Here is a 17,706-nt window from a genome sequence, read left to right on the forward strand (position 1 = left end):
AAAGGAGGGTGTAAATGGCAGATCTTACAGCGATTGAAACCAATATCGTCTCTACTTTGCAAACAGTCACAGGGCTTAAGAAAACCTTCGGCAACGAGCCAAAAACCATCACCCAACTCCCAGCTGCTACCCTATTTCTCGATGGGTTTGAACAAGAAGATAACGCCACGCGAAGGAAAGAGGTTACTTGGAAGTGGATCGTCCGTTTATATGTCCCCCTTCAAGATGCGGAAAAGGCACAAACGGATATCAAAACCCTTTTGGTTAGTACCTTAACAGCCTTTCGAAACAATCCAACACTCGGGGGAACTGTTTTGTTTCAAAACGTTGCAACCGGCGAAATTTTTGCCGTGACAAACCAAAACAACCCTCTCATGATGGCCGAAGTAAGCTTACATGCTACGGTGAAGGAGGCATATTGATGACGAAAAAAATGACGTTTATAGGGGATGAGGAACGAGAAATCCCCGGATACGGAGTTTTTAAACCTGGTGATGTAGTGGATTTTAACAAATCCCTGCATGAATCCGGGCTTTTTGATGTGATTGAAAAGAAATCCAAAGAAAAGGACGGTGACAAGTAATGCCGTATGGATCTCTGTCTCATGTAGGACTCGGGAAAGAAACGACTTGGGGAACTGCGGTAGCAGCTACGGATTATCTGAAATTTGTTTCTGAAAGTCTTACCGAGGAGATCGAACAAGTTATTTCCGAAGCGTTGGACGCGAAGTTTGATGAAGGAGCATCTTTTGAGGGGCTTCATACCATTTCTGGTGACGTTTCCTTTGACGTGTACCCGAATGTGCTGGGTCATATTTTGCGTATGGCCTGGGGGGCTCCGGTTACTACGCAACCGGATGCAGTCGGGAATCCGACTGTGTATCAGCATGTATTTACTCCGGTCCAGACTAACTTCTCCAACGTTTGCGCTTTGCCACCCTACACGTTTGAGGTTCACCGGGATCTGGAGAACGCGTTTCAATATGCAGGTGCCGTGGCGAACAGTTTAATGTTCTCGTTCGGAACGGACACCAAGATCATGCAGGCAGTCATGAATGTTATTGCCAAGAAACTTGCATTGATTGCAAAGACAACGCCAAGTTTTGAAACGACAAACCCGTTCCTGTGGCATCAGGCAACAGTCACGATCAATGCGGCTGCCAATTCGGACGTTCAGACTTTAGAGTTTGGTATCGAAAACAATATGGAAGGCCGGGCAACCTTAGATGGAACCAAAGAAATCAATCGAATCTGGAGGAACGGCAAACGCTCATTCCCGGTCAACTTCACATTTGATCCGAAAGACTTGACGGAGTATAACCGATTCCGGAACCAAAACGAAGTAACTGCAAAGATCGAACTTGTAGGTGCACTCATCAGCGGCACATACAACTACAAACTAACGATCGACATCCCGAAACTTCGATACACCACGTTCCCGATTAACGCGGGTGGTGCAGGAGCAATCACCGCACAAGTAAACGGTGCGGCGAAGTATGATGCCACTGCTGCTCACGCAATGAAGGTGACTCTGATCAACACGAAGAATACGTACTAAAGATGAAAGCACCCCCCATTACGAGGGGTGCCTTTCGTCTTTGCTTTCAGATTGGTTTTTCAAGGCATTGCGTAACGTGTATCCTAATGCCGACGCAGGTTTGCCTGTTTCTTTTCTAGCAATTTTATGGGCTTCGTAGAGTTTTCCGCCTTCAAGAATAAACTGTCTTCCAACTTCAGGCGGATCTTCCTTGTAGATAGCTCGCCATTCTTTTTCGAACTGAGTAAGATCTTTTTGAATCTCCTGTTCCGAACGAGGTTTATTTTTTGCTTCATCGTAACCCTTTTTAAAAGCGCCAATCAACGTGGTTGGTTTAGTAGTTTCAGATTGAGAATTTTGTTGATCTAAAAGGATTTCGGAACTAGCGGATACTTGGGCTTCATTTAATTCGGCGACCGAGGTGGATTTCCCGATTTTATTTTGGCACTCAGTACATTGCCGAACCTTAAATATTCGGCTTGATATGCCGGCAACTAAAAACGCAATGGCCAAACTCCATCCGCCGTGTTTAAAATACAGCCCTGCAATTAACCATGTTGCTAAACCAATCAACCAAGTTTGCCAACCATAGCTTTCTTTGGTTTTAACTTCTTTTTGACAATGATTGCAGTATTGCATTTTAATACCCCCTTATCTTGTAAATATTTTAAATCTATTTACCTAAAAATACCACAAGGAGTGTTGTACATGTCGAGTTTGTTTGCGAAGAAACGGAATGCAAAGCGGATTGAATTTGAGGGCGGTCTTTGGGTAGATGTACGGACTCTCTCAAAAGGTGAAAAAGATGCATTCGAAACGGAAACCATGCAGCTCATGAAAGGCGTGGAGTACGAGGACAGGGATGGGAAAATGGTTCCGAAAGACGGCATGTTCCCGCCGGAAGTACTCCAAAAGCTGAAGGACATTGAATACCGAATGATTACCGCTTCTATCACATCCTGGAGCGAGGACGCCGTGGAGATTTCAGTTGAGACCGTAAAGGAACTTGCCGATGATGTATTCACCAAAATAGACAAAGAGGTTGCCACACTGAACAACCTAACACCAGCTGAACGAAAAAACTAAGTCAGGCGGTCGTCTTTTGGAAAAACGGTCGCCAATTCGAGAATGAATATATAGACCTCTACCTCATGTGCAGGAAGTTCAATTCTTTACCACATGAGGGAGGGGTTCTGGATCAACCGGCAAAGATTATGTCGGCTTTTTTTATTATCCAAGATATCGAACTGCAGTACGAAGCCCAAATGAGGGGAGGTCGTGGAATTGGCGAGTAAGAATAGCGTTGAAATCGTCATCAGGGCTCAGGATAAAGCGAGTTCCATTGCAGACCGGGTATTCAGCAAATTTTCGGATGCATCACAAAAGGCAATGCAAGTTGTGGCGAACGGGGCTGCAGTTGCCGGGGCTGCACTTACTGGATTGGCTGCAGTGGGTGCCAAAACAGGCGTGCAGTTTAATGCCAACATGGAACAAGCGTTGATATCTTTCGAAACGTTGCTCGGAAGCGCGGATAAAGCCAAGAAGATGGTTGGCGACCTCCAAAAGTTTGCGGCTACTACACCGTTCGAGTTCCCGGGTATTCAGGATTCTGCCAAGTTAATGCTTGCCATGGGCTTTAACGCTGAACAGATTATGCCCAACCTGAAAGCGGTTGGGGATGCTGTAGCGGCCATTGGCGGGAACGAGGAAACTCTCCAAGGTGTGACAATGGCTCTCGGTCAAATGCTGACCAAAGGAAAAGTGTCCGCTGAGGAAATGAACCAGCTGGCAGAGCGCGGGATCGGTGCTTGGGATATCATGTCTCAGAAGCTGGGCAAATCCAAGCAGGAGCTCATGAAGATGGCCGAGGAAGGCAAACTCATGGCGGACGTTGCTCTTCCTGCATTGATTGAGGGAATGGGAACGAAGTTTGCGGGGGCCATGGACAAGCAGAGCAAGACTTTTACCGGGATGATGAGTACGATCCGGGACAATATGAACATGACCCTGGGAGCACTCACTCAACCATTGTTCGAATCTCTGAAAAGCGCCATGCCTGCAGTAATCGCTTTTACCGATGAGTTTAAAAAGAATATTGAAACCTCTGGTGTCAGTGGGGCCCTCGCCGCTATGATTCCAGACAGTATGAAAGACCGGCTGGAGGAAGTGAAGGATTACGTCAGCGAACTCAGGGCGAATCTTGAGCAGGGGGATTGGGAGGATATTGGCCGTCAGATTGGTCTGACCATCAGCGGCGCTTTTCAATCCCTTTCCGACTTTGGCCAAAAGTTTGAAGATTGGCTTACGAATCAACTCAGTCAAGTGAAGTGGGCGGAAGTCGGGAGAAAGGCGGTTGTATATACTACAGGGTTCGTTCTAGGATTCGTAGAAGGTCTACTTGATCCGTTTCTTTGGATCGAGATATTTGCGCAGAACTGGGATGTTATCTTGGGTCTCCTGATTACTATCATGTTCGCTCCTGCAAAGTGGACAATGAAGATAGCTCAAGCCTTGGGTAAGATACCATTCGTCGGTACCATGACAGAGTGGCTTCTCAAAAAAATAATCGATATCGGGTCGTGGATAAAAGATAAGGCCGGGCAAATGTTCAAGGATTTTGGCGGGGCTCTTATGGATGGATTAAAACAGGCGGTAGGTTGGAAAGGCGGAGATCTACTTCCCACACTTAAAGGTGTGATCAATAAAGCTCTCGATGGAATCAAGGGCACAGGTGACGATTTATATAAAAAAGGACTTGAATGGATGCGAAATCTTGGGATGTCCATTGGGAACCATGGTCCCAAGCAAATTTATGACTCTTTAAAAAGAATCCAAGAAAAAATCGATGTAGGAGTCGCTATATGGGTAGACGACGCCTTAAGAATGGGTAGAGACTTTATCATGGGGATCGTTCGAGGATTCCAAGAGAAGTGGGAATATGCGAAGACGATGGCCTATAACTTTGCCCAAGATGTAGCAGACGCAGTAAAGAACTTCTTCAAAATCAAATCGCCTTCGCGTCTTATGGCTGAATATGGTCGGTATATTGCCGAAGGTCTCGCCAAAGGGATGGAGGAAAACAAAGATAATCCAGTCAGCTCTGCCATTCTCATGGCAAAAGCGATAACAGATGCAGTCGGAAAAGTACTGCAACGAATCAATACAGACTTAGAAATAATGAATGCAGAGTTCGCGGCGACGTTCGGAGCGAACAACATCTCAAAACTGGTCAAGCTGCAGGGTGAACTACAGAGATTCAACAAAGAGATGGAAATCTCCAATAACCGGCTGGTATTGCTGAAGCAGGCTCACAACGACGTTGCATATGAGTTGGGCGAGCACTCGCAAGAGGCAAAAGATTTGTATCTTCAGATCGTGAAAGAACAGGCAGCTCAGGTCGAACTGAAAAATAAGATCGAAGATACGAACAAGGCCATTGAAGATCAAAAGAAACAAATGCGAGCTCTCCAGCAAGAGGTTGCCGATGTAGTGACCAAGTTCAACAGAGATTTGGCCCAGGCACAAGAGGATTACGAAAAGAAGGTGTCTGAAGCCAATAAGAAGCTTGCTGATGGGATACGAGACCTCAACGATCAGTATCAAAAAGCGGTGGCGGATCGCTCCAAGAGTCTTGCGAACTTTGTTGGCTTGTTTGATTCGGTCGGAAAGAAAAACGTTTCCGGTGAAGGGTTGTTAAGTAACCTCCGGAGCCAACTGGATGCTTTCAAAAATTGGGCGAAAAACATTGCCGAACTTGCTAAACGTGGAATCAGCGGCGGACTTCTTGAACAGCTTCGACAAATGGGGCCAAGTGCTGGAGCAGAGATCACGGCTCTCAATTCTTTGACGAATGAACAGTTATCAGAGTATGCCACTTTGTGGCAGGAAAAACAAGCCCTCGCCACGACTGAAGCAACTGCTGAGTTGGAGAGTCTGAAAGAACAAACCGCCCAAAAGATCAGTGAACTAATTGCCAACACTCAGGTTCAACTTACTCAGTACAAGGAAGAGTGGGACAAAAAGAACGCCGAGATCGTAGCCGAATTGGTCAAGTCAATGCAGGAACTTGTCGAGAAGGCAAAAGAGGGCGGTACTGAGTTCATGTTATCTCTAGGTCAGGCCTTGGATGACCAAACTCCTGCACTACTCGCAAAACTTGGCAGCATTAAATCACAGGTTGAATCGATAGTGGCGAGTATTAGATCTTCCATCCAGTCAGCAACAATGTCTTCACTTTCGTCCACCTTGGAGACTTTGGGAGAGCAATGGAATGCAACGACCGACCAAGCAGCAAGGGATGCCATTCACGACCAGGCAAACGCAGCACGGGAAGCGGCGGGACTTAGGGCGGGCATCGACTACGACCCAGACAGCGGGGCACTGCTGCGGGATATCCCAGGCCTGGCAACCGGTGGAACAGTTACGAAGCCCGGAACGGTCCTTGTCGGTGAGGAAGGACCTGAACTATTGAATCTTCCCCGCGGCGCTTCTGTTGTCCCATTGGATAAAACGGGACAAAGTATTCATATTACGATTCCGATAACCTTCAATCAACCTGTGTATGGACTCTCTGATTTCAAAGACCAGGTGAAGGAAGTTATTCAAGAATCAGTTGTTCCGATCCTAAAGAATCAACTCAGACAACCGGCACGAGCTAGGGGGGTGAGATAATTGCCAACGAACCAAACAATCATAGGTGAAGCCCTGAATAAACGCACCAAAAATTCTAAGCATTACCTTCTCGTGGACGGTTCCTATCAAGCTGTGATTTATTCAGGCGACATCCATTATGAGGACGAGGCAGGGAATCTTCACAACATCAACACAGATCTGTTCGATGAAGCTGACTTTGACCAGATCGAAGATCCGGTTTACAAAGGTAAGGTTCAGGAATTCCGGGAGAAGAAAGCAAAAGTTCGTGATCTGAAGAAGAAGAACTCCCTTGATCGTGCGTTAATGGACTTCCACGCCCTGAAAGTTCCGTTTTCAGCTTCAATCCCCCGGAACTTCCGAAAAGGATACACCATAGGAAAAGGCCCCGACAAGCTGACATTCAAGCCGGTCGGGACTTCTCCTTCTCAGGGATATCGGGAGCCGGATAAAACAAATTGTGTTGTGTATCAAGACCCGTGGAACGATACAGATGTTTGCCTTGAGATTACCGATCGAGGAATCAAGGAAACTCTTCACCTTAAAACTAACAAAGCCCCGACGAAGTTCACATTTGAAGTGGTCGGGAATCTTGCGGATGATCTGACAGCAGGAATGTTGAAGTTACAGCCTGCATGGTTGGAGGACGCGAACGGGACTAGGCGAGACGTTTCCCAAGTGATTCGCCGGGAAAATGAGAAAACATACATCGATATGGTTGCCGATGTAACCGGACTGACGTATCCAATCATGATTGACCCAACTGTCACTATAGGTTCCGTAGGCACAGGGGTTGGAAAAGATTCTTATTTAAATGATTATGATGCAAGTACGACAAATCACGGATCGGATACACAATTGCTGTTGGGTACGTCCGCGAACACTTCCGGAGTAACCACTGTTTATTATTCTTTCGACTTGTCTTCTATTACGGGACCGGCATCGTCCGCCTATGCGGATATCTATCGATTTTCGCAAACGTCTGTTTCTTTCACTATTTATCATTATGTCGTCAATTCGGACTGGACGGAGTCAACATTAAGCAATGGGAATAAGCCCACAATGACATATCTAAACACCAACACGGCGATTTTCGGTACGGGTGGCGGAAAGGTTCGATTCAACGGACTCGAAGGATATGTGAATAAATGGTGGGGGCAAGCATCTAACGGCGGATTTGCCTTAAGAGTAGGGACTGTCACGGGGGAATCACAATCTGTCTATTTCGCGTCAAAAGAGTATTCTACTAGCTCGACTTACTACCCAACTCTGACAGTTGTGTACAATCCTGCTCCAACCGCCCCAACCGTAACCGCACCAAACGGCGGCGAAACGTGGAACGCAAGTCACACAATTACATGGAATGGGGCGACAGACCAATCAAGTCCCGAAGTTGATTTGGGATACACATTGGCACAATCTACTTATAATGGACTGTCTAGTACTGTAACTAAAATTTGGCAAGTATTTACCGTTCCTTCCGATTCAACTTATTTGGATAGCGTTGAGTGGAAATTGAACGGATACACTTCACCCGACCAGTACAGGGTGTCTATTTATAACGTAGATGCAAACGACAATGTAACAACGGAGGTTTGGGGAATTAACCAATCACACGCACAAACAGGAACGCCACCGCCGCTTTCGGTAGGCATTAGCTTAACAGCGGGCGCAAAGTATGCGTTAAGTTTTGGTTATATATCACCGTACAACAGCATTTCGCTTTCACAAGCGGATAAAACAGGCAGTACAGTGCGTTATTACAATGGCTCCTATGGATCAATAGTTAACTCTACGCTCCGTGCAAGATTAAATTTTGCAACAAAATCACCAAGTCAATTGCAATACCAAATCCAATATTCAGGGGATAACGGGGCAACCTGGTCGGACATTGTGGCATTAACGGCGGCGGGCGCGACGAGTTACACCTACGATTTTACGAGCAAACCGCAAACCTCGACCGCATTAATACGGATTCGGGCATATGACGGATCGGCTTATGGAGCTTGGGATCAAAGCAACGGCGTGTTCTCTATTATCCATAACACGGCACCCACAGCGCCGACGAACCTCGCTCCGGCGAACGGAACACCGGTTGACAGGGCATTGGTTCAACGTCTTTCTTGGCAACACAACGACCCGAACGCACCGGACCCACAGAGTAAGTTCGATCTCCAGTGGAGATTACAGGCAACGCCCGCTAATCCATGGAACACCGTCACGCAAGTAACGACGAATCAGTATTGGGACGCTCCGGCCAATACATTCCCGAGGGGAACCATTGAATGGCAAGTTCGGACGTATGACCAAGCCGGGCTTTCCGGTCCATATTCAGCACAGCAAACCTTCTTTGCCGGAGATAAGCCAGCTAACCCGACGATCACGGACCCGGCAAATAACGGAACGGTCGCTATAGCAAGACCAACGGTGCAATGGTCTAGTTCCGGACAAACAAACTACCAGTTGCAGATCAAACAAGGGTCTACCGTTGTGTGGGATTCCGGGTACGTAGTAAGCACCAATAAAGCGGTGACGGTAGGGACAGACCTTTCAAACAACACGACATACACTGCGAACCTGAGAATCAAGAATGCAGACGGTCTTTGGAGCGATTACGTGACGAATACTTTCACGGTGTCCTTTACGCCGCCTGCAACTCCTACGATCACGGCCACTGCACAGACCGGATACATTGCTATCGCAATCACAAACCCAACTCCGACCGGCGCTCAGCCAACGGTTTCCGGAAACGATGTTTACCGGAGGAAAGTCGGGGACACGGCCTGGACCCGAATCAAAACGGGAGTTGCAAACAACGGAACTTACAACGATTATGCGGTCGCTTCGGGTGTCACTTATGAGTACTATGTGAGAGCTCAGGGAAGTAACACGACCTACACCGATAGCACGACTGCAAGTTCCAGCATTACGCTGACCGGAGTGTGGCTGCATGACGTTGCGGATCCGGTGGGCACACTGTACAACTTCCAGTGGGACGGCGACGGAAGAAGCTCAACCTGGAAACCCGAAGGCGGACTGATGAAGTATGACGGACGGGATCTGCCGGTTGCGGAGTTTGGAACCATGACTGAACAGTCGGCAACGGTTCAACTGGATCTTCGTAAAGAGGATTCTGATTACGCAAAACTTCAAACTCTGATTTTCGGACTTGGGACCCTCTGCTACCGAGATGGAAACGGGCGTAAGATCTTTGGGGTTGTGTTTGAACTTCCTGAGAATGACCAAATGTGGGGACGAAAGACCACGATTCGTGTCGATGCGATCGATCATGAGGAGGCGGTCTGATGCTCTCACTTTCCAGGAACGGGTACACTGCTGATGACGTAAAGAAAGCCCTTCACGCTGCCAATCGGCAATTGGCTTTCAAATACGAACTGTTGGACAATACGAACAAGCATAAAGCCTGGCTAACCAATGTCATGCCTGGAAGTAAGGTCGCTTATAACGTGTTCAACGAGATTAAACGAACGGCCACATTCCAGATCAGAGATGATGGAAGTATAAACTTCCTCAGTGATCGAATTAAGCCTTGGGTTCTTCTCCGGATGTCAGGAGGGTGGGCGGAGTTTCCGAAAGGTGTCTTTCTTCTGTCCACCCCCAAAAGATCAGCCGGGGCAACCAGTTCCGTCTTCCGTAATATCGAAGCTTACGACCAGCTACAGGTTCTTAAGGATGATAAAGTCGAAGATCGGTACACAATTGTTGCAGGAACAAACTATATCACGCGCGTCAAAACGCTTCTTGACAATGCCGGAATTACACTGCAGAACCTAACTGCTACCGATAAAACACTTCCTGCTGACCGTGACTGGGAGCCCGGAACTTCAAAACTTCAAATTATCAATGACTTATTGGGAGCGATCAACTATCGCTCCCTTTGGTTTGATGATGATGGTTTTGCGATTGCACAGCCGTATGTCTCCCCAACCGTCCGGGCCAGTGAGTACACCTATAAGACGGATAAGGAAAGTGTGATTCTTCCGGGTGCCGAGCATGAATTGGATTTGTTCAAGATTCCAAATAAATGGGTTCTGTACGTGTCGGAAGCGGATCGGTCCCCGCTTCGATCAGTTTATACCAATACAAATGCCAACAGCCCAACGAGTACTGTTTCAAGAGGACGGATAATTATGGCCGATCCAAAACAAGTGGATGCGGCTGATCAGACGACGTTGGATACTTTAGTACAGAGGGAAGCGTTCGAAGCGTCACAGGTGTATGAGGCGGTGGAGTTTGAAACGGGGATTATGCCTTTTCATAGCGACTCTGATGTATTCACGTTGGAGCACACCAAGCTGGGGATTTCAGCGAAATTCTCTGAGGTATCATGGGAGTTTGAGTTTCGAGCTACAGCTCCAATGAAACACCGGATTAGGCGGGTGATTACCATATGAGTGATGCCGATGATCTGTTTAATATTCTCAACCCAGATGACAAGCAGGGGAATACCTTCCCTGCTTTTCGTTTGGGAACAATCCCAACCGGATATACTTCTGGCCGTCCAACAGTTCTATTCGATGGTGAGACAACAGCAAGTTCTCGAAAGTATCCTTACTTGTCCAGCTACACCCCAGCCGCAAACGACAAAGTTCTATTGGGCAGAGTTGGGAACGGCTGGGCTATCTTAGGCAAAATCATTTAGGGGAGTGATTTTATGTTGAAGGCTTTAAACCTGGACAATATTTTTAAATTCGAAACGGGGGTGGCAGCTTTGATTGGTGGCGGACTAGGAGGATTGATTGAAGTATTGTACGGGCCAAATCATTTATTGATGATCCTTATTTTGGCGGGTGCGATTGGTTTCGATTGGCTTTCTGGAACCCGGGCCGCTAAAAAAGACGGCACCTATTCGTCCGAATATGGCATCGATGGTGTGATACGAACCATTGTAATGCTTTTCCTCCCAGCATTTGCGAATCTACTTGATAAGGCATTCCAGACTCCAGGCGTTATTTTTTACGGAATCACATTGGCTTTGATTTACCACACGTGGCAAAGTTTCGCGGCGAACTCGATCAGAGCCGGTTGGGGGAAGTGGATCCCGGAGTTCATTTTCAAATCAGTTGAATCGGAGCTACAGGCAAAGATGAACCGAGCAATGCAGCGACATCAATCGGGAGAGAAAGGAGAATCGAAATGAAAGTATGTATCGATCCTGGACATGGCGGAAGTGATCCGGGGGCGGTCGGGAATGGCTTGAGAGAATGTGATCTTACGCTGAATGTAGCTTTGAAACTGCGTGACATTCTTTTGTCTGACGATCGATTTCAAGTTGTAATGACAAGAACATCAGATGTATTCGTGGATCTGTCTGAACGGGCCAGGATCGCGAATCGGGAAAACTGTGATTTCTTTGTCTCAATTCATTTCAATGCCTTCAACGGAAAAGCATACGGAACAGAAGTGTTGGACTACAATGGAACTGGCATTGGTCGGGTAGTAGGGCAGACCTTCGTTGACATCCTCGAAGCAGAAGAAGGGCTGTATGACCGCGGAGTGAAAGCCACGCATAGCACCTTTGCAGTGATTCGGGAGACCAAGTGTCCAGCTATTATCACGGAATCCTGCTTCATTGACTCCGCCTCCGACATCCAGCACTTTGATACTTCGGAAGAACGGGAAAAACTTGCCCGCTACCATTACCGCGCCATATGTGCCGGTTTCGGAATGGAACCGAAGCAAGAAGCAACCAAACCGAAAATTTGCTACTACGTTACGGGTGGATTTGGTGAAGGTAGCAAAGCATCACAAGAGTTTGAAACGTTCATGCGGTCTAAAGGTTGGTACTATGACAAGAAATATTAAGGAGAGTGGAAAAAATGATTGAATTTGATATCGCTGCAGTGATTGCAGACCCAAGAGTCGGTATTGTGCCGGCTCTTATCTTTTTGGGACTGATGCTCAAAAGCGGAGGGTTTCCGACTAAGTGGATACCAACGGTAATTGCAAGTGTGGGGATCGCGCTTGGAATCGTGTTTTACACCCAACAGCACGGATATGTAGGAGCTGGTTTAATCGGTCTCTTGTATGCTGCCATTGCTGTGGGAATCCATAGCGGCACCAAAAACACATTGGGACAATAATGTATACCCCGGCTTCGGCTGGGGCTTTTTTCTTTGGAAGGAATTTCAATATTGATCGCGAATAGGATTGAATTGTCATAAATGAGATAGGGGGAAGTGTAGAAAATGTGGATGACTTTAGGAATTTTATCTTTCTTGGCGTTCATTGTTCTTGCGGTCTACGGCTTTATTTGTCTTGTGAAAAAGAATGGCCGAGCCAAAAAAGCCTGGTTAGCCTCGTTAGTAGCGTTTATTCTGTTTTTTATTGGCGCGGTCAATGATTCCGAGCAGCCGACAGAAAAACAAACTGCGAACGTGGAGTCGAAAAAAGAGCAAGTTAGTGCGAAGCCAACTGCAATCGATAATACACCACAAGCACAGACCAGTGCTCCTGTGGTTAATCCTGCCCGACTTAAAGCGAAAGTATTGTCGGTGACCGACGGGGATACTTTTAAAATAAACTTAAATGGGAAAGAGGAGACCGTTCGGATGATTCTGGTGGACACACCGGAAACCAAACATCCTGATAAACCTGTTCAACCGTTTGGGCCAGAAGCCTCGAAATTCTCTTCCGAGCTGTTGACAGGAAAGGAAGTAGAACTGGAGAAAGATGTTTCCGAACGGGACAAATATGGTCGGCTCCTTTTCTATGTGTATGTTGACGGAAAGTCCGTTCAGGAGCAACTTTTAGAAAAAGGGCTTGCGCGAGTTGCGGTTTACCCACCGGACGTGAAGTACGTAGACCAATATCGTGCGATCCAGGATAAGGCTCGAAAAGCCGGGGTTGGTATTTGGTCAATCGAGAATTACGCTCGGGATGACGGGTATCACCCGGAGGTACAGAGACCGACTACTCAACCGACTCAAGAACCAACGAAAACACAACAGCAACCACAACCAGCTCCACAGCCTGCACCAGCTCCGCAACCGCAGCCAAGCAATGTTTATTATAAAAACTGCTCGGAAGCAAGAGCAGCCGGTGCTGCACCCTTGCATAGAGGTGATCCGGGCTATCGAACTGCACTGGATCGTGACGGAGACGGTGTTGCTTGCGAATAATACGGAATTTTCCTCCTGCCCTTCGGGGTGGGAGGTTTTTTTATTTTGTGGCAAAATCGAACATATATTCGTATTTGTGAGGTATCATCATGAGAGCAACCGAGTTAATGCGCGAGAAGTTACTCCGCACCATCATGCTAAGGTGGATTTTGGAGGACGCTAAAGAGATCAAGCAAACGCTCCCGCGGGGTGAAATGTGGACGAAAGGATTGCTTCAGCCGCTGCATGAAAAGCTTACAAATGAGATGGTGGAGATAAAGCGCGCCCTCAATTCGAACGCTTTTTTTATTGTGGAGGAAGAATGGCGGCCGCTCGATGTTTATATCAAGTATAAAGAGAACGGTTATGAACGCGAAGTTGTATTTATGATGGCAATGCTCGAAGCGGAGGCACAGGGAAGGTTGGAGCATATGGCCAAGTTATTATGACGTAGGCATCCTCTCGCAGCTGTCGAATATTGTCATATAAAAGAGAAAAGTATTATCTCTATCGAGAAGGAAAAAACATGAATCTTTATCGAATATGTAAACTCAAGATATTAACAACATTTCAATATGGAAAATTTGTTCGGGTTCATGTATGATGAATACCGAACAAAATTTCACATCTGATGAATCTGACCTGTCATCTGTTGGCTATATTGGTTAATAGGATAAGGTACACAGATAAAAGGCGGTGAGCTCAGATGGCGAAGATTTTCGATTTTATAAGCAAGAAGGCGGAGAGGGAAATGGGAAAAACAACAATCTTTGAAGTAGCCAAGGCGTTTCTGTCTCTTGAGGCTATGACACATAAAAAACTTCAAAAACTCTGCTACTATGCTTATTCGTGGCATCTGACCCTTCAGGGCGAACGTCTCTTTAGAAATAATTTTGAAGCATGGATTCACGGACCGGTTGACCCGGGGTTATATAGCGAATACAAGCACTTTGGCTGGCAGACAATTCCTCAAGAAGATCAGTCTCCGATAGAAGGAGAACTGATGGAGTTCATACAGGAAGTGTATGACTCCTATGGTCATCTTGACGGTGACGAGTTGGAATTTCTGACTCACAAGGAAGATCCTTGGATGGAGGCTCGTGGTAGTATTCCTGAATACGTTCCGTGCAATAACCGAATCAAAGACGAGGTTATAAAAGATTACTATCTCAAGGAGCTCGAAAATGGGCAAATTGAGTAGAATCCCAAAGGCCCAATCCCAATCTTCCGTAAAAAAGAAACATAACTTCTTAGCGGAAGAGCGAAAACAAGAGATATCCAAATTACATGAGGGCCAAATTTGGTTCAACTATCATTATTTGGATCTCCAACATCAGGCGTTTAATTGTGGAGGAACCGATCGTGGTTGGTTCCTTCATCTTTTTGAGAACCTCAGGGAGATATCACGTTTAAGCAGAAATGAGTTCGTGGTTCAACAAAGGCAGCACTACGATGTGCATCCGCATGATTGGAAGAAAACAGCTTATATCTACGATCTTCCCGAAGGTATGCTGGAACAGTTGGGAGAGGATAAATGCATCCAATTCCGCCTTTCTTCCTCCGGCGGAAGAGTACACGGATTTATGATTGAAAACAGGTTTTATGTCGTGTGGTTGGACCCGCATCATAACTTGTACCCTGATCAAAGATTTGGAGGTCTAAAATTCTTCGATAAACCACTGAATCCCTACGAAGAACTATTGCTGCAATATAAAGAGCTAGAAAAGAAATACAATGAATTGAGCGAGATACTTGACGCCTATACGACGCCGGATTCATCTGCTTCTTGAAGCTGATGGTCCGGTTTCTTTTTCCACATCGTATCCACATGTTGTCCACATTAAATTGTGAACACCTACAATTTTCGCCGTTTTTCGCCAAAGGATTCGACAGTCACGAAATCGAATATCCCGAGTGAGGTGGGGGATGTGGCTGTCAGAAATCGATTGAAAGAGATCAGGCATGACCATAGAATGAATCAGATTGAGTTTGCTGAATATATAGGGGCTGCAAGACAGCTGTATAATCGTTGGGAGAACCAAACAACGCAACCGAGTTTAGAGTGGGTGTTACGTATTGCAAAAAGAACCGGCAGGCCGGTTGAAGATATCGTGTACTTGGAGGAGCCCGGATAGGGTTCTTTTTTAATTTAGGTAATTGAAATAAATGAATTTCTTTTTGAAACTGGACAGGCAACTTTTGAAATCATCTACATACATATATACCATCAACCGAAAAGGAGTGAATCAATTGAAGGAACTTGTCAAACTGTGGATCGTTAGTAAGGTCATCAGCGAAGTTATGAGTCTGATCGGAATTCTGTTTTGTGCTGGAACAGTGGTGTGGATCGTGTTCAGTTTGTTGCCGACCGCAATCGGGGAGGTGTTTGGATTCTGATGCTGGGGATTCACCAACGTATGGCGGAGCTCTGGACGATACAAAAAAAGAGGCCCCTCACGGACGAGGAGCAAAAAGAGATGATTGTTTGCTTAGAGGCGAACGCAAAGAGGGCTTGGAAGCTTGCCACGCTCGAAAACCTTTCCTTGGTCGCCTCTATGACAAATGATACGGCTTGGCTCCATGAAATATGCCGACAGATCGAGACGTTAGAAAAGACCTGTTCATGAGGGCGTTAGCCCTCTTTTTATTTTAATACATACTTGCCCAGAGCCTCGCAGTTCCACGGCACACCCGACAAGTAAAAAAATCCTCATCAGTTATATAAAAGATACCATCCTTGCAGTCTCGACACGGTATCTGTAAATACATCGGTGGCGGGTCAGACACTTCAAGCTCAAGTATAACTGCTTCGTAGGCTTGTTTCTAGATAGTTACTTTCATATAATACACCCTCTTCTCTGGAGAAACCCCAGAATTTCGTCCAGGCTTTGAGTGAGTTTTTCTGTGGTTACAAGACTAAATAAGTCTCCTTTTTTCCTTATTCGATCCGGCATATTGATGATAGTAAAATCCGTCGGATCGAATCCCCGCTGAAGCTCCTCCCACATCACCGGGGCCGATACGGTTGCGTTGGTTCTAGCTCGAACGGAATAGGGCGCTACCATGGTTCTTCCCGCCCAGAGTTGCAAATAGTCAAAATACAGCTTCTTTCCGCGCTTTTCGACTACTCTTTCCAGAGTGATTTTTTCCGGCATTTGCTGCAACATATAGTCAGCAATAAATTTATTGATGTGTCTGGTTTGCTTGAATGTGTACTCCGGCTGGATCGGAACGTAAATTTGTAAACCGGTGGCACCTGATGTTTTCGGAACGCTGACAAACCCAAGAGAGTCTAATACTTCTTTGAGTTTGAGTGCCACTTCTAATGTTAATTCAAAATGATCGCTATCCGGTGGGTCCAAGTCGAATACCAGTTCCGTGGGATAACCATCCTGTGTATGTCGATCAAAAGGAACGTGGATCTCTTGTCCCGGATAACTGCCGACCCATGCGAGTGTCGCACGGTCATTCAGCAGGATTCGCTGTTTCCCTTTGTAGAAAGTCTGAGTGATCCAATCAGGAGCGCTCTCGGGAACCAAGCGTTTTTCAATTTTCTTATCGTTTATACCGTGCGGATAAATCCATATCATCAACAGCCGATCGTTGATACAAATTTCTCTTCCGTCCACGGTGATACTTTCATCCATACAGGCACCTCCTGATTTAATATCTTGACCAGTTTGAGGTGGGTTATCAATGAAACCAATCATTCCCTGATTATGGATCGTATTCGGGGCGGTTGTTTTGTGTTATAATACGAACATATATTCGTTCGTGTGAGGGTCAATATGGTACGTGCAACCGAGTTGATACGAGAGAAACTTTTGAGAACCATCATGTTAAAGTGGATATTAGACGATGTTCCGACAATCAAACGCCTGCCAATGGGGGAGATGTGGGCGAACGGCTTATTCCAACCGGTGGCGGATCGGATAACGGAAGAACTGGTACAAATAAAAAGGCAACTTCACTCGAATGCGGTATTCATTATGGAGGAAGAGTGGAGTTCGCTGGATGTTCGTATCCAGTACAAAGAGAAAAACATCATTAAGCATGCGATCTATCCTATCCCGATGCTCGAAGCAGAGGCACAGGGTAGGTTAGAGCATTTAAAGACCCCGTCCGCGTGACGGGGCTTTTTTATTGCATCAATATCCAGGCGGGTCAATGTCGTTACGACACATACTCATTCCCACTTTTCAAAGAAGATGCTTCCGCAACTACATGGGGCCGGGTTAGGAGCCGGTTGTTCGAAGTGATATTCTGTTTTGCACTTGGAGCACTTCCATTTCGTTGAGCGCCAATCATCCTCTTCGATTATTTGGTCTGTGAACCGACCCATAAGCCTTATAACATCGTGCGGCTTCATTAGATCACCCTGAATTTGGTTTTTCTTTTT

The 17,706-nt window shown here is 46.4% G+C and carries 21 protein-coding genes; 19 read left to right on the plus strand and 2 right to left on the minus strand.

Annotation, left to right across the window (positions count from 1 at the left end; genetic code table 11):
- The first annotated feature begins 14 nt into the window (after positions 1–14).
- The 3 genes from ACFO8Q_RS15330 to ACFO8Q_RS15340 are packed head-to-tail and all read left to right on the plus strand — an operon-like array spanning position 15 to position 1,557.
- Positions 15–422: a hypothetical protein gene (locus tag ACFO8Q_RS15330; protein WP_380026685.1), complete on the plus strand. Its 408-nt coding sequence runs from the start codon at positions 15–17 to the stop codon at positions 420–422.
- Positions 422–583 (plus strand): hypothetical protein, encoded by a 162-nt coding sequence (locus tag ACFO8Q_RS15335; protein ID WP_380026686.1) that lies wholly within the window; start codon positions 422–424, stop codon positions 581–583. Before ACFO8Q_RS15330 ends, ACFO8Q_RS15335 begins: the two co-directional genes overlap by 1 nt.
- The gene (locus tag ACFO8Q_RS15340) at positions 583–1,557 is read left to right on the plus strand and encodes a phage tail tube protein (RefSeq protein WP_380026687.1); all 975 of its coding nucleotides are present in this window, start codon (positions 583–585) and stop codon (positions 1,555–1,557) included. Before ACFO8Q_RS15335 ends, ACFO8Q_RS15340 begins: the two co-directional genes overlap by 1 nt.
- Positions 1,558–1,575: 18 nt before the next feature.
- Here the strand turns inward: ACFO8Q_RS15340 and ACFO8Q_RS15345 are convergent, their stop codons facing one another.
- Entirely contained in the window at positions 1,576–2,175 is a 600-nt protein-coding gene (locus tag ACFO8Q_RS15345) for a hypothetical protein (protein WP_380026688.1), read from the minus strand.
- Positions 2,176–2,244: 69 nt separating this feature from the next.
- Here ACFO8Q_RS15345 and ACFO8Q_RS15350 point away from each other — a divergent pair, with 69 nt between their 5' ends.
- The 15 genes from ACFO8Q_RS15350 to ACFO8Q_RS23955 all read left to right on the plus strand — a co-directional run bounded on the left by ACFO8Q_RS15350 (position 2,245) and on the right by ACFO8Q_RS23955 (position 15,934).
- Positions 2,245–2,622, plus strand: a complete 378-nt coding sequence (locus tag ACFO8Q_RS15350) for a hypothetical protein (protein ID WP_380026689.1) — start codon at positions 2,245–2,247, stop codon at positions 2,620–2,622.
- 198 nt (positions 2,623–2,820) lie between these two features.
- On the plus strand, positions 2,821–6,207 hold the full coding sequence (locus ACFO8Q_RS15355) for a tape measure protein (RefSeq protein ID WP_380026690.1): 3,387 nt from the start codon (positions 2,821–2,823) through the stop codon (positions 6,205–6,207).
- The gene (locus ACFO8Q_RS15360; RefSeq protein ID WP_380026691.1) at positions 6,208–9,492 is read left to right on the plus strand and encodes a hypothetical protein; all 3,285 of its coding nucleotides are present in this window, start codon (positions 6,208–6,210) and stop codon (positions 9,490–9,492) included.
- Entirely contained in the window at positions 9,492–10,601 is a 1,110-nt protein-coding gene (locus tag ACFO8Q_RS15365) for a hypothetical protein (RefSeq protein WP_380026692.1), read from the plus strand. Before ACFO8Q_RS15360 ends, ACFO8Q_RS15365 begins: the two co-directional genes overlap by 1 nt.
- Positions 10,598–10,849 carry a hypothetical protein gene (locus tag ACFO8Q_RS15370; RefSeq protein ID WP_380026693.1) on the plus strand — a complete coding sequence of 84 codons (252 nt, stop codon included), beginning with the start codon at positions 10,598–10,600 and terminating at the stop codon, positions 10,847–10,849. Before ACFO8Q_RS15365 ends, ACFO8Q_RS15370 begins: the two co-directional genes overlap by 4 nt.
- Positions 10,850–10,861: 12 nt before the next feature.
- The gene (locus tag ACFO8Q_RS15375) at positions 10,862–11,347 is read left to right on the plus strand and encodes a phage holin family protein (RefSeq protein WP_380026694.1); all 486 of its coding nucleotides are present in this window, start codon (positions 10,862–10,864) and stop codon (positions 11,345–11,347) included.
- Complete coding sequence (locus ACFO8Q_RS15380) at positions 11,344–12,012, plus strand: N-acetylmuramoyl-L-alanine amidase family protein (protein WP_380026695.1); 669 nt, start codon at positions 11,344–11,346, stop codon at positions 12,010–12,012. The genes ACFO8Q_RS15375 and ACFO8Q_RS15380 overlap by 4 nt, the downstream gene beginning before the upstream one ends.
- A 14-nt stretch (positions 12,013–12,026) precedes the next feature.
- A complete protein-coding gene (locus tag ACFO8Q_RS15385) occupies positions 12,027–12,290 on the plus strand; it encodes a phage holin family protein (RefSeq protein ID WP_380026696.1) in 264 nt (87 codons plus the stop codon).
- A gap of 105 nt (positions 12,291–12,395) precedes the next feature.
- Positions 12,396–13,328: a thermonuclease family protein gene (locus ACFO8Q_RS15390; RefSeq protein WP_380026697.1), complete on the plus strand. Its 933-nt coding sequence runs from the start codon at positions 12,396–12,398 to the stop codon at positions 13,326–13,328.
- 89 nt (positions 13,329–13,417) lie between these two features.
- Complete coding sequence (locus ACFO8Q_RS15395) at positions 13,418–13,756, plus strand: YhjD family protein (RefSeq protein ID WP_380026698.1); 339 nt, start codon at positions 13,418–13,420, stop codon at positions 13,754–13,756.
- 257 nt (positions 13,757–14,013) lie between these two features.
- Complete coding sequence (locus ACFO8Q_RS15400) at positions 14,014–14,508, plus strand: Panacea domain-containing protein (protein ID WP_380026699.1); 495 nt, start codon at positions 14,014–14,016, stop codon at positions 14,506–14,508.
- Positions 14,492–15,097 carry a hypothetical protein gene (locus tag ACFO8Q_RS15405; protein WP_380026700.1) on the plus strand — a complete coding sequence of 202 codons (606 nt, stop codon included), beginning with the start codon at positions 14,492–14,494 and terminating at the stop codon, positions 15,095–15,097. The genes ACFO8Q_RS15400 and ACFO8Q_RS15405 overlap by 17 nt, the downstream gene beginning before the upstream one ends.
- Positions 15,098–15,235: 138 nt before the next feature.
- The gene (locus ACFO8Q_RS15410; RefSeq protein WP_380026701.1) at positions 15,236–15,442 is read left to right on the plus strand and encodes a helix-turn-helix transcriptional regulator; all 207 of its coding nucleotides are present in this window, start codon (positions 15,236–15,238) and stop codon (positions 15,440–15,442) included.
- 115 nt (positions 15,443–15,557) lie between these two features.
- Entirely contained in the window at positions 15,558–15,704 is a 147-nt protein-coding gene (locus ACFO8Q_RS15415; protein ID WP_380026702.1) for a hypothetical protein, read from the plus strand.
- Positions 15,704–15,934 (plus strand): DUF7667 family protein, encoded by a 231-nt coding sequence (locus ACFO8Q_RS23955; RefSeq protein WP_465251891.1) that lies wholly within the window; start codon positions 15,704–15,706, stop codon positions 15,932–15,934. The genes ACFO8Q_RS15415 and ACFO8Q_RS23955 overlap by 1 nt, the downstream gene beginning before the upstream one ends.
- A 210-nt stretch (positions 15,935–16,144) precedes the next feature.
- On the opposite strand, the gene ACFO8Q_RS15420 is transcribed toward ACFO8Q_RS23955, so the two are convergent.
- Positions 16,145–16,954: a DNA polymerase domain-containing protein gene (locus tag ACFO8Q_RS15420; protein WP_380026703.1), complete on the minus strand. Its 810-nt coding sequence runs from the start codon at positions 16,952–16,954 to the stop codon at positions 16,145–16,147.
- A 141-nt stretch (positions 16,955–17,095) separates the two neighbouring features.
- On the opposite strand from ACFO8Q_RS15420, the gene ACFO8Q_RS15425 reads away from it, so the two are divergent.
- Complete coding sequence (locus ACFO8Q_RS15425) at positions 17,096–17,437, plus strand: YhjD family protein (protein ID WP_380026704.1); 342 nt, start codon at positions 17,096–17,098, stop codon at positions 17,435–17,437.
- Positions 17,438–17,706 lie beyond the last annotated feature (269 nt).

Source organism: Effusibacillus consociatus, from assembly GCF_042652925.1.
Lineage (GTDB): Bacteria > Bacillota > Bacilli > Tumebacillales > Effusibacillaceae > Effusibacillus > Effusibacillus consociatus.

Coding starts and splice junctions, on each gene's coding strand:
- ACFO8Q_RS15330 (WP_380026685.1), top strand. CDS start 15: ATGGCAGATCTTACAGCGATTGAAACCAATATCGTCTCTACTTTGCAA.
- ACFO8Q_RS15335 (WP_380026686.1), top strand. CDS start 422: ATGACGAAAAAAATGACGTTTATAGGGGATGAGGAACGAGAAATCCCC.
- ACFO8Q_RS15340 (WP_380026687.1), top strand. CDS start 583: ATGCCGTATGGATCTCTGTCTCATGTAGGACTCGGGAAAGAAACGACT.
- ACFO8Q_RS15345 (WP_380026688.1), bottom strand. CDS start 2,175: ATGCAATACTGCAATCATTGTCAAAAAGAAGTTAAAACCAAAGAAAGC.
- ACFO8Q_RS15350 (WP_380026689.1), top strand. CDS start 2,245: ATGTCGAGTTTGTTTGCGAAGAAACGGAATGCAAAGCGGATTGAATTT.
- ACFO8Q_RS15365 (WP_380026692.1), top strand. CDS start 9,492: ATGCTCTCACTTTCCAGGAACGGGTACACTGCTGATGACGTAAAGAAA.
- ACFO8Q_RS15370 (WP_380026693.1), top strand. CDS start 10,598: ATGAGTGATGCCGATGATCTGTTTAATATTCTCAACCCAGATGACAAG.
- ACFO8Q_RS15375 (WP_380026694.1), top strand. CDS start 10,862: ATGTTGAAGGCTTTAAACCTGGACAATATTTTTAAATTCGAAACGGGG.
- ACFO8Q_RS15380 (WP_380026695.1), top strand. CDS start 11,344: ATGAAAGTATGTATCGATCCTGGACATGGCGGAAGTGATCCGGGGGCG.
- ACFO8Q_RS15385 (WP_380026696.1), top strand. CDS start 12,027: ATGATTGAATTTGATATCGCTGCAGTGATTGCAGACCCAAGAGTCGGT.
- ACFO8Q_RS15390 (WP_380026697.1), top strand. CDS start 12,396: ATGTGGATGACTTTAGGAATTTTATCTTTCTTGGCGTTCATTGTTCTT.
- ACFO8Q_RS15395 (WP_380026698.1), top strand. CDS start 13,418: ATGAGAGCAACCGAGTTAATGCGCGAGAAGTTACTCCGCACCATCATG.
- ACFO8Q_RS15400 (WP_380026699.1), top strand. CDS start 14,014: ATGGCGAAGATTTTCGATTTTATAAGCAAGAAGGCGGAGAGGGAAATG.
- ACFO8Q_RS15405 (WP_380026700.1), top strand. CDS start 14,492: ATGGGCAAATTGAGTAGAATCCCAAAGGCCCAATCCCAATCTTCCGTA.
- ACFO8Q_RS23955 (WP_465251891.1), top strand. CDS start 15,704: ATGCTGGGGATTCACCAACGTATGGCGGAGCTCTGGACGATACAAAAA.
- ACFO8Q_RS15420 (WP_380026703.1), bottom strand. CDS start 16,954: ATGGATGAAAGTATCACCGTGGACGGAAGAGAAATTTGTATCAACGAT.
- ACFO8Q_RS15425 (WP_380026704.1), top strand. CDS start 17,096: ATGGTACGTGCAACCGAGTTGATACGAGAGAAACTTTTGAGAACCATC.